Source organism: Phenylobacterium sp., assembly GCF_031984885.1.
GTDB lineage: Bacteria > Pseudomonadota > Alphaproteobacteria > Caulobacterales > Caulobacteraceae > Phenylobacterium.
The window spans coordinates 81825-92425 of sequence record NZ_DAMABV010000006.1; the positions used below are offsets into that span (position 1 = coordinate 81825).

The 10601-nt window shown below is 69.9% G+C and carries 10 protein-coding genes; 3 read left to right on the top strand and 7 right to left on the bottom strand.

The window, feature by feature from the left end; genetic code table 11:
- Positions 1-2 precede the first annotated feature (2 nt).
- Together lpxI and lpxB are read left to right on the top strand one after the other, a co-directional pair.
- Positions 3-845 (top strand): UDP-2,3-diacylglucosamine diphosphatase, encoded by an 843-nt coding sequence (gene lpxI, locus RTL41_RS10745; RefSeq protein WP_312164185.1) that lies wholly within the window; start codon positions 3-5, stop codon positions 843-845.
- On the top strand, positions 842-1999 hold the full coding sequence (gene lpxB / locus RTL41_RS10750; protein WP_312164186.1) for a lipid-A-disaccharide synthase: 1158 nt from the start codon (positions 842-844) through the stop codon (positions 1997-1999). The genes lpxI and lpxB overlap by 4 nt, the downstream gene beginning before the upstream one ends.
- On the opposite strand, the gene RTL41_RS10755 is transcribed toward lpxB, so the two are convergent.
- The 3 genes from RTL41_RS10755 to gltX form a co-directional block, all read right to left on the bottom strand.
- Positions 1982-2308: a hypothetical protein gene (locus RTL41_RS10755; protein WP_312164188.1), complete on the bottom strand. Its 327-nt coding sequence runs from the start codon at positions 2306-2308 to the stop codon at positions 1982-1984. The two genes, lpxB and RTL41_RS10755, sit on opposite strands and share 18 nt — an antisense overlap.
- Positions 2309-2440: 132 nt before the next feature.
- Complete coding sequence (gene gltA, locus RTL41_RS10760; protein ID WP_312164190.1) at positions 2441-3721, bottom strand: citrate synthase; 1281 nt, start codon at positions 3719-3721, stop codon at positions 2441-2443.
- 57 nt (positions 3722-3778) lie between these two features.
- Complete coding sequence (gltX, locus tag RTL41_RS10765) at positions 3779-5188, bottom strand: glutamate--tRNA ligase (RefSeq protein ID WP_312164192.1); 1410 nt, start codon at positions 5186-5188, stop codon at positions 3779-3781.
- Between the two features lie 121 nt (positions 5189-5309).
- Between gltX and RTL41_RS10770 the strand changes: the two genes are divergently transcribed.
- Entirely contained in the window at positions 5310-7355 is a 2046-nt protein-coding gene (locus tag RTL41_RS10770; protein WP_312164194.1) for a ComEC/Rec2 family competence protein, read from the top strand.
- 7 nt (positions 7356-7362) lie between these two features.
- Here the strand turns inward: RTL41_RS10770 and lexA are convergent, their stop codons facing one another.
- The 4 genes from lexA to RTL41_RS10790 form a co-directional block, all read right to left on the bottom strand.
- On the bottom strand, positions 7363-8055 hold the full coding sequence (gene lexA / locus RTL41_RS10775; RefSeq protein WP_312164196.1) for a transcriptional repressor LexA: 693 nt from the start codon (positions 8053-8055) through the stop codon (positions 7363-7365).
- Positions 8056-8186: 131 nt separating this feature from the next.
- Positions 8187-8975, bottom strand: coding sequence for an indole-3-glycerol phosphate synthase TrpC (gene trpC / locus RTL41_RS10780; RefSeq protein WP_312164198.1), 789 nt, complete (start codon positions 8973-8975; stop codon positions 8187-8189).
- Positions 8972-9988 (bottom strand): anthranilate phosphoribosyltransferase, encoded by a 1017-nt coding sequence (gene trpD / locus RTL41_RS10785; RefSeq protein ID WP_312164200.1) that lies wholly within the window; start codon positions 9986-9988, stop codon positions 8972-8974. The genes trpC and trpD overlap by 4 nt, the downstream gene beginning before the upstream one ends.
- A gap of 3 nt (positions 9989-9991) precedes the next feature.
- A complete protein-coding gene (locus RTL41_RS10790; RefSeq protein ID WP_312164202.1) occupies positions 9992-10582 on the bottom strand; it encodes an aminodeoxychorismate/anthranilate synthase component II in 591 nt (196 codons plus the stop codon).
- Between the last annotated feature and the right edge of the window lie 19 nt (positions 10583-10601).

The window sequence follows — 10601 nt, forward strand, 5'->3', positions numbered from 1 at the left end:
GCGTGCAGAAGCTCGGCCTGATTGCGGGCGGCGGGAACCTGCCGGTCGAGATCGCGCAGCACTGCGAGCGCGCCGGCCGCCCGTTCTTCATCATCCGCCTGAAGGGCTTCGCCGGCGAGGAGATCGCCCGATTTCCCGGCGCCGACATCGGCATCGCCGAGCTCGGCAAGTGCTTCAAGGCGCTCAAGCGCGCCGGCTGCAAGGCCGTGACCCTGGTCGGCACGGTCGATCGGCCGGACTTCAAGTCGCTCGCCCCCGACCTGCGCGGCCTGATGGCCTTGCCGGGCGTGATCGCCGCGGCGCGCCAGGGCGACGACGCCCTGCTGCGCCAGCTCCTGGGCGAGTTCGAGAAGGAAGGCTTCGCCATCGAGGGCGCCCACGAAGTGATGGGCGACCTGACCCTGGGGGCCGGCCCGCTGGGCGCGGTCACGCCGAGCGCCGAGCAGATGGCCGACGTCCAGCATGCGCTGCGGGTGGCCCGCGCCATCGGCCAGCTCGACGTGGGGCAGGGCGCGGTCGTCTGCGACGGCCTGGTCCTGGCCGTGGAGGCGCAGGAGGGCACCGACGCCATGCTGCGGCGCGTGGCCGAGCTGCCGCGCGCCATCCGCGGAACCGCCGAGGCGCCGCGCGGCGTGCTGGCCAAGGCCCCCAAGCCGATCCAGGAAACCCGCATCGACCTGCCGACCATCGGCCTGGGCACGATCCAGCGCGCCGCCCAGGCGGGCCTGGCCGGGGTCGCGGGCGAGGTGGGGAGGCTGCTGGTGCTCGACCGGGAGGCCGTGATCGCCCTGGCCGACGAACTGGGGCTGTTCGTGGTGGGCGTGGAGCCGCCCGAAGCGCCGTGAGCAAGCCGCTGTGCGTCATGCTGGTGGCGGCCGAAGCCTCGGGCGACGACCGTGGCGCGGGCCTGGCCAGGGCGTTGCGCGCGCGTCTGGGCGAGGGCGTGCGCTTCGTGGGCGTCGGCGGCGAGCGGATGGCCGCGGAAGGCGTCGAAAGCCCCTTCGACATCGCCGAACTGTCGATCCTGGGCCTGCTGGAGGGCCTTCTGGCCTACCGCAAGGTGGTCGCCCGGGTCGAGGACACGGTGGCCCTGGCGCGGCGCGAGAAGCCCGACGTGGTGGTGCTGATCGACTCCTGGGGCTTCACGCTGCGGGTGGCGCAGCAACTGCGCAAGCTCGATCCCAAGCTGCCGCTGATCAAGTACGTCGCCCCGCAGGTCTGGGCGACGCGGCCGGGCCGCGCCAAGACCCTGGCGGCGAGCGTCGATCACCTGCTGTCGATCCACGTGTTCGACGCGCCGTATTTCGAGGCCGAGGGCCTGCCGGTCACCTTCGTCGGCAACTCGGCCCTGACGCTGGACGTCTCGGGCGCCGACGGCGCTCGCCTGCGCGCCCGGCTGGGAATTTCGCCCACCGCGCCGGTGCTGCTGGTGCTGCCGGGAAGCCGGCCGGGCGAGATCAGCCGGATCCTGCCGCCGTTCGCGGACGCGGCGGCGATCCTGAAGGTGCAGCGTCCCGACCTGGAGGTCGTCATTCCGGCGGCCCCGACCGTGGCGCAGGCGGTCAAGGCGCAGGCCGCCTCCTGGGCGCACGTCGTCGAAGGGGAGGACGCCAAGCTCGACGCCATGAAGGCGGCGACCGTCGCCCTGGCCTGCTCGGGCACCGTGACCACGGAACTGGCCATGGCCGGCGTGCCGATGGTCGTGGGCTATCGGCTGGGCGCGATGACCCACGCGATCCTCAAGCGCCTGATCCGCACGCCCTACATCACGCTGTTCAATATCGCCGCCAAGGACTTCGTGGCCCCCGAGCTGGTGCAGGACGACTGCAATGGCCCGGCCCTGGCCCGCGAGGTCGCCAAACGCCTGGATGACCCCGCCTTGCGCGAACGCCAGGTCGAGGCGCAGACGGCCGCGCTCCTGAAGATGGGCCGCGGCGGCCCCGATCCGTCGGAGGCCGCGGCGGACGCCGTCCTGAAGGTGCTAGCCGCGCGATCTTAGCGGCGTGGCGTCCAGCACGTAGCGTTGGATCTCCGGCGCGGCGGCGCAGACGTGCATCTCCGACCAGGTCGGATTCACCGTGGAGACGCCCAGCTTGCGCAGCGCCGGGAAGAAGCGGTCCTCCAGGTACTCCTTGAGGTCCTCCTCGTTGTCCCAGATGTCGACGGTGTGCGCGCCGGCCTCATCGAAAGACGCCATGTGCAGCACGCATCCCGCCGGCGGGTTTTGATCCCAGCCGATCTCTGCGCGCACCTGTTCGTACATGTCGCGGGTGATGTGGGGCTCGTTCAGTTTCGCCATGAACGCCATCGGCGTGCTCCTGTGGGTTGGCGCAGTCCAGCTTACGAGCATCGGGCGGCGCTGCAACCCAGGCGTATCCCTAAGAAAAAGCCCCGCCCGGCGGACCGGACGGGGCTGAATTCTCAGGCGCCGTGAAGCGGCTTAGCGCTTGTCGACCGAGATGTAGTCGCGCTGGGCCGAGCCCGTATAGATCTGCCGCGGGCGGCCGATCTTCTGCGACGGATCCTCGATCATTTCCTTCCACTGGCTGATCCAGCCCACGGTGCGGGCCAGGGCGAACAGCACGGTGAACATCTCCGGCGGGAAGCCGAGGGCGCGCAGGGTGATGCCCGAGTAGAAGTCGACGTTCGGATAGAGCTTGCGTTCGATGAAGTACGGGTCGTTCAGGGCGACCTTTTCCAGCTCCATCGCGACCTTCAGCAGCGGGTCGTCCCCGTGGCCGACCTCGGCGAGCACTTCGTGGCAGGTCTTCTGCATCACGGTCGCGCGCGGGTCGTAGTTCTTGTAGACGCGGTGACCGAAGCCCATCAGGCGATAGCGGCGGTCCTTAACGCCTTGAACGTACTCGGGAATACGATCGACGGTGCCGATCTCCTTGAGCATGTTCAGCGCTTCTTCGTTCGCGCCGCCGTGGCTCGGGCCCCAGAGGCAGGCGATGCCGGCCGCGATGCAGGCGAACGGGTTGGCGCCCGACGAACCGGCCAGGCGGACGGTCGAGGTCGAGGCGTTCTGCTCGTGGTCCGCATGCAGGATGAAGATGCGGTCCATGGCGCGGGTCAGCACCGGGTTCGGCTTCCAGTCCTCGGCCGGGACCGAGAAGCACATGCGCAGGAAGTTTTCCGAGTAGGACAGGTCGTTGCGCGGGTGCACGAACGGCTGGCCGCGGAAGTACTTGAAGGCGCGGGCCGCGATCGTCGGCATCTTGGCGATCAGGCGGTGCGACGAGATCATCCGCTGTTCCGGATCATCCACGTTGGTGCTGTCGTGATAGAAGGCCGACAGCGCGCCGACGGCGCCGACCATGATCGCCATCGGGTGGGCGTCGCGGCGGAAGCCCATGAAGAACCTATCGAACTGCTCGTGCAGCATCGTGTGATAGGTGATGTTGTGCTCGAAGGTCTCGAACTCCTTGGCGTTCGGCAGGTCGCCGTTCAGCAGGAGGTAGCAGACCTCGAGGAAGCTCGACTTCTCGGCCAGTTGGTCGATCGGGTAGCCGCGATGCAGCAGGATGCCCTTGTCGCCGTCGATGAAGGTGATCTTGCTCTCGCAGCTCGCCGTCGAGGTGAAGCCCGGGTCATAGGTAAAGACGTCGGCCTCGGCGTAGAGTTTTCGGATGTCCACGACGGCGGGGCCGTCCGTACCCTTGAGGATCGGCAGCTCGACCGACTTGCCGTCGAAACTCACCTTAGCCGTGTCGCCCATGCCATTCCTTCCGTCTTGCAGGAGTTAAACGCCCGTTTCAGGGTGCCTTATAGCGCCTTATGCAGGCTGTGAAAGCGCGTCGTCGAGACGCCCCAAACTTTCCGGTTTCCCAAGGCTCACAAGGGCTCCGGCCAGATCCGGGGCCGGTGAGCCTCCCGAGAGGACGCCGCGTAAGGCCGGGCCGAACTTGCCCATGCCCACGCCCTCGGCTTCGGCGAAGCCGCGCAGGGCCGCCTCCAGGGTCGGAACCTCCCAGGTCGCCTGGCCGTCCAGGTGCGCACGCAGGCGCAAGAGCCGGCCCCGGGTTTCGTCGGTGAGCAGGCCCTTGGCCTTCTCGGGCAGTTCGAGCGGGCGGCGCTTGAGCGCGAACACCGTCGCGTCGGCCAGTTCGAGCATGGTCTTGGCGCCGTCGCGGACCAGCGGAACGGTCCGCTCGATGATCACGTCGTCGCCGTCGTGCAGCGGGAAGTCGCGGCTCTTGTGGACGCCGACGACCAGCTTGGCCAGCCGCGCAGGCTCGGCCTGGCGGATGTAGTGGTTGTTCAGGTGGTTCAGCTTGTCCCAGTCCAGGCGGGCGGGGGCGCCGACCACGTCCTTGACGTCGAACCAACTGATCGCCTGCGCGTCGGAGAAGATCTCGTCGTCGCCATGGCCCCAGCCCAGCTTGGCCAGGTAGTTGCGCATGGCTTCGGGCAGATAGCCCATGTCGTCGAATTCGCTGACCGCCTGGGCGCCGTGGCGCTTGGACAGCTTGGTCCCGTCGGGGCCATGGATCAGCGGCAGGTGGGCCCAGACCGGAACCTCCCAGTCCATCGCCTGATAGATCAGGGTCTGGCGCGCGGCGTTGTTCAGGTGGTCGTCGCCGCGGATCACATGGGTGATGCCCATGTCATGGTCGTCGACCACGACGGCCAGGTTGTAGGTCGGGCTGCCGTCGGAGCGCAGCAGGATCAGGTCGTCCAGGGTCTTGTTCTGGAAGGTGACCTGGCCCTTCACCTGGTCGGCGATCACCGTCTCGCCTTCGAGCGGGCTCTTCAGGCGCACGACGTAGGGCTGGCCTTCGTCATAGTTGCCGGCGCCGCGATCGCGCCACGGCGAGCGGATCACGCGGCCTTCGGCGCGGGCGGCCTCGCGCTCGATCTCGAGCTCGTCGGGGGTCATGTAGCAGCGATAGGCGCCGCCGCGGGCCAGCATCTCCTCGACCACCGCGCGGTGACGGTCGGCGCGGGCGAACTGGAACACCGGCTCGGCGTCCGGCTTCAGGCCCAGCCAGTCGAGGCCGTCGAAGATCACCTGCACCGCCGCGTCGGTCGAGCGCTCGCGATCGGTGTCCTCGATGCGCAGCAGGAACTTGCCCCCGGTATGCTTCGCATAAAGCCAGTTGAAAAGCGCCGTCCGGGCCGTGCCAATGTGCATGGAGCCGGTGGGCGAGGGGGCGATCCGGGTGACGACGGGACGGTCGGACATCGAGGTGGAGGCTGTGACTTTGGCTGGCGCGCCTGACGTGCGCGCGGCGCCTCTTAACACGCGCTTTTCGCCCCGTCCCGGTTTTCGCCGCGTCGCAACATGGTTTGGCGATCAAGCCTCCGTGCAGACGACGAGCCTTTGGGCGCCGGTCGCGTTCGGGGGCGGCGCGGCGGTCTACCTCGCGCTGCCGGGCGAACCCTTGGCGATCGTGGCCTTCATGCTGCTGGGTATGGCCGGGGCGATGCTGCTGGTCTCGTCGCGGCTGAACCTGGGCCGTGCGGCCACCGTGGCCCTGGTCCTGGCGGCGTTCGCCCTCGGCGGCTTCGCGGCGGCCAAGCTGCGCACCCAGGCCGTTCGCGCCCCGATCGCGCCGGCCGGCGGGGGCGTTCGGCTCATTGAGGGCTTCGTCGTCGACGTCGCCAGCCCCGGCCAGGGCGGCGCGCGGCTGGTCATCGCGCCCATCGCCATCAGTGGCCTTGCGCCCGAGGCGACCCCCATCCGGATCAGAATCACCTTGCGGGACGACGACGCCCTGCCGGCGCCGGGGAGCACGGTGTCGGTGAAGGGGATGATCAACGCCCCGCCGCCGCCCGCCAGTCCCGGTTCCTACGACTTCGCGCGCGACGCCTTCTTCGACGGGATCGGCGGGGTGGGATTCGCGCTGACGCCGGTCGCCGAGATCGCCGCCGCACCGTCGCCGCCCTGGCGGCTGGCCCTGCAGATGAAGATCAACGCGATCCGATGGGCCCTGGCCAAACGCATCGTCGCGGAAATGGGCGTGGAAAGCGGTGGGCTGGCGGCGGCGATGATCACCGGCCACGAGGCCTTCGTCCCCAGGGAGCAGGTCGAGGACCTGCGCGCGTCCGGCCTGGCGCACATCATCTCGATCTCCGGCCTCCACATGGCGATCGTGGGCGGGTTCACCTTCGCGGCGGTGCGGCTCGGCGTCGCGGCCTGGCCATGGGCGGCGCTGCGGGTGTCGTCCAAGAAGCTCGCCGCTGCGGCCGGCCTGCTGGCGGTGCTGCTCTATCTGGTGATCTCCGGCGCGCCGAGCCCGGCCGAGCGGGCGGCGATCACCGCCGGCGCCGCATTCCTGGCGATTCTCGTCGATCGGCGGGCGATCAGCCTGCACACCCTGGCCATCGCGGCCCTGGTGATCCTGGCGCTGCAGCCGGAAGCCGTGGCCCAGCCGGGCTTTCAGATGTCGTTCGCCGCCACGGCGGCCCTGGTCGCGCTCGCCGAAGCCTGGCCGCGGCCGGCCAAGGAGATCAACACGCCCTGGCCGATCCGGGCGGTGCAGGCGCTCGGCGTATGGACGGCGGCCAGCATCGGGGTGAGCTTCGTCGCCGGCCTGGCGACCGGGCCGTTCGCCATGCAGCATTTCAACCGGGTCTCGACCTTCGGGCTGGTGGCCAACCTGCTGACCGCGCCGATCTCGTCGTTCCTGATGATGCCGGCCCTGGCGGTCGGGGCGGTGCTGGCCCCGCTCGGCCTGGGCGCCGTGCCCCTGGCGGCGGCGGACGTGGCCATCGACACCATGAACCTGATCGCCTCCTGGGTGGCGGGCCTGCCGGGCAGCCAGCGGATCTTCGCCAGCGCCCCGGCCTGGACGCTGCCGGCCGCCTTCGTCGGGATCCTCTGGCTCTGCCTCTGGAAGGGGCCGCTGCGCTGGCTGGGCCTGCCGCTGGCGCTCAGCGTCTGGCTCTGCCCGCGTCCGCCCGCGCCCGATGCGTGGATATCCGCCGACGGGGCGACGGTGGCGGTGCGGCGTGGCGACCAGGCGGTGCTGCTTCGTCCCGACGCCAAGCTCTTCGCGGCCGAGCTGTGGGCGCGCCGGCGGGGCCTGAGCGTGGCGAGCCAGGAGGCGCGGGACGCGGGCTACGACTGCGATCGCTGGTCGTGCGCGCCGCGCCAGGCGATCGCCGATCCCCGCATCGCCGCGATCTTCACCCGCCGCGTCTCGACCATCGAGAAGAAGCAGCCGCTGTTCTGCCAGTGGGCCGAGGTGGTGGTCGTCCGCGGTGACGCCCCGCCGTGCCCGGCGGCGCTGACGCTGACGGCGGCGGACTTCGCCAGGGGCGGTTCGGCCGAACTCTATCGGACGGCGGCGGGCTGGCGGATCGTGTGGGCGCAGGACCTGCGCGGTCAGCGGCCCTGGAGTCGCTGAGCCGCGATCAGTGGTAGCGGCGGATCAGGCCGACCAGGCGGCCCTGAACCTGGACCTGGTCGGGTCCGAAGATGCGGGTCTCATAGGCCGGGTTCGACGCTTCGAGCGCGATGGACGCGCCCTTCTTGCGCAGGCGCTTCAGGGTGGCTTCCTCGCCCATCACCAGGGCCACGACGATGTCGCCGGAGTTGGCCGTGTCGGTCTTGCGGATCACCACATAGTCGCCGTCGAGGATGCCGGCGTTGATCATCGAATCCCCGGCGATCTCGAGCACGAAATGCTCGCCCGCACCGAGAATGGTTTCCGGCACCGGGATCCGGTCGCGTTCCTGCTGGATGGCTTCGATCGGGGTGCCGGCGGCGATGCGGCCGAGGATCGGCAGTTCGCGGGTGTCGTTGGCGATCGGCATGGCCGGCGCCTCGCCGCCCTCGACCAGTTGCGGCTTGAAGGGCGAACGGCCCTTGGGCGGGGCGGTGGTCGTGGCCTGCTGCGGCAGCTTCACCACTTCCAGCGCCCGGGCCCGATGGGGCAGGCGGCGCAGGAAGCCGCGCTCTTCCAGCGCGGTGATCAGGCGGTGGATGCCTGATTTCGACGCCAGGTCGAGCGCTTCCTTCATCTCGTCGAACGATGGCGAGACCCCGGTTTCCTTGATCCGCTCATGGATGAACATGAGAAGTTCGTGTTGTTTACGGGTGAGCATGGCTGTCGAGCCCTTGAGAACAAAGCGCTAACGTCACGAATGTTCTCTAGGTGTTCTAGGTTAATGTCAAGTTACCGTTGAGCCTTTGAAAAGCCAGGCTTTTTCGGTCGCAAGACGGCCGCCCGGGCGACTCAGCCGAGCAGGGCGCGGGTCGCGGCGGTCACGTCGGCCTGCCGCATCAGGCTCTCGCCGACCAGCATCGCCCGTGCGCCGCAGCGCTCCAGCCGGGTGACGTCCAGCGGCGTGAAGATTCCGCTTTCGGTGACCAGCAGGGCGTTGGCGGGCGTGGCCTCGGCCAGCCGCTCGGTGATGGCCAGGTCGGTCTCGAAGGTCCGCAGGTTGCGGTTGTTGACCCCGACCAGGGTCGCGCCGAGCTTGCCGGCCCGCGCCATCTCGTCCTCGTCGTGCACCTCGACCAGGGCGTCCATGCCCAGGCGGGCGGCCTCGGCCATCAGGTCGGCGGCCAGGGCGTCGTCGACCATGGCCAGGATCACCAGGATGGCGTCGGCGCCCAGGGCGCGCGCCTCGGGGACCTGCCAGGGATCGACCAGGAATTCCTTGCGGATGGCGGGCAGGGCGACGGCGTCGCGAGCGGCGGTCAGGTACGCATCGGCGCCCTGGAAGCTGGGGCCGTCGGTCAGCACCGACAGGCAGGCCGCGCCGCCGGCCTCGTAGGCGCGGGCGAGGGCGGGCGGATCGAAGTCCTCGCGGATCAGGCCCTTGGACGGCGAGGCCTTCTTGATCTCGGCGATCAGGGCCAGCTTGCCGGGGGCGTGGGCGCGTTCCAGGGCGGCGCGAAAGCCGCGCGGCGGGGACGCCGCCTGGGCCGCGGCCTCGAGCTCGGCCAGCGACCGCGCGGCTTTGCGTTCGGCCACTTCCTCGCGCTTGTAGGCGGCGATCTTGTCGAGGATGTCGCTCATGGCGTCGTGGTGACCTCGACGAGCTTGGCCAGGGCGGCCTTGGCGCGGCCGTCGTCGATGACCTGGCCGGCCAGTTCGACGCCCTCGCGCAGGGTTTCGACCTTCTCGCCGACCAGGAAGGCGGCGGCGGCGTTCAGCAGCACGATGTCGCGATAGGCGCCGTTCGCGCCGTCCAGCAATTCGCGCAGGGCGACCGCGTTCTGGGCCGGCGAGCCGCCGGTCAGGTCGGCCAGGGCCGAGCGGGGCAGGCCCACGGCCTCGGGCGTGATGGTGAACAGGCGCACCTGGCCGTCGCGGTACTCGGCCACGCTCGTCTCGCCCGTGGTGGTCATCTCGTCGAGCCCGCCGCCATGGACGACCCAGGCCCGCTCGGCGCCCAGCGCGCCCAGCACGCGGGCCAGCGGCTCGACCCAGCGGTCGGCGAAAACGCCCATCACCTGGCGCTGGGCGTGGGCCGGATTGGTCAGCGGGCCCAGCAGGTTGAAGATCGTGCGGAAGCCCAGGTCGGTGCGGATCGGGGCCACGTGGCGCATGGCGCTGTGGTGGGCCGGGGCGAAGAAGAACGCGACATTGGCCTCGTCCAGCGCCCGCAACTGCTGCTCGGCGGTGGCCGCGAGGTTCACGCCCAGCTCGGTCAGCACGTCGGCGGCGCCCGAGCGCGACGACACCGCCCGGTTGCCGTGCTTGGCGATCTTCAGCCCGCCGCCGGCGGCGACGAAGGCCACGGCGGTGGAGACGTTGAGCGTGTGCAGCCCATCGCCGCCGGTGCCGCAGACGTCCATCACCTGGAACGGATGGTCGAGGGTGACGGCGGCCTTGCGCATGGCGCGGGCGCAGGCGGTGATCTCGCCGGTCGTCTCGCCGCGCATGCGCATGGCGGTGACGGCGGCGGCGACCTGCGCCGGGGTGGGTTCGCCCCGCAGGCAGGCGGCGAAGAACTCGCCGGCGTCGTCCTCGGTCAGGGTTCCACCGTCCGCGAGGCGGCCCAGAAGCGGCTTGAAGGCGTCGGACATGTCTTAGGCGTCGACCTGGGGCTCAACGCCCGCGAGCTTGAGGAAGTTGGCCAGCATGGCGTGGCCGCCTTCGGTGGCGATGGACTCGGGGTGGAACTGCACGCCGTGGACGGGCTTGGCCTTGTGCTGGAAGCCCATGATCTCGCCGTCCTCGGTCCAGGCGGTCACCTCCAGCACCTCGGGCAATGTCGACTTCTCGACCGAGAGGCTGTGGTAGCGGGTGGCGGTCACCGGCTCGGGCAGGCCCGCGAAGATCCCCTTGCCCTCGTGGTGGATGGCGCTGGTCTTGCCGTGCATGATCGCCTTGGCGCGCACGACCTCGCCGCCATAGGCCTGGCCGATCGCCTGGTGGCCCAGGCAGACGCCCAGGATCGGCAGGTCGTCGGGCGCGGCGGCCAGCAGCTCCAGGCAGATCCCCGCCTCGTTGGGCGTGCAGGGGCCGGGCGAGAGCAGGACGCCCTGCGGCTTCAGGCCCAGCGCTTCTTCGACGCTCAATGCGTCGTTGCGATAGACGAGCGTCTCCGCCCCCAGCTCGTTCAGATAGTGAACCAGGTTGTAGGTGAAGCTGTCGTAGTTATCGATCACCAAGATCATAAGGGTTCTCTAGGCTTGG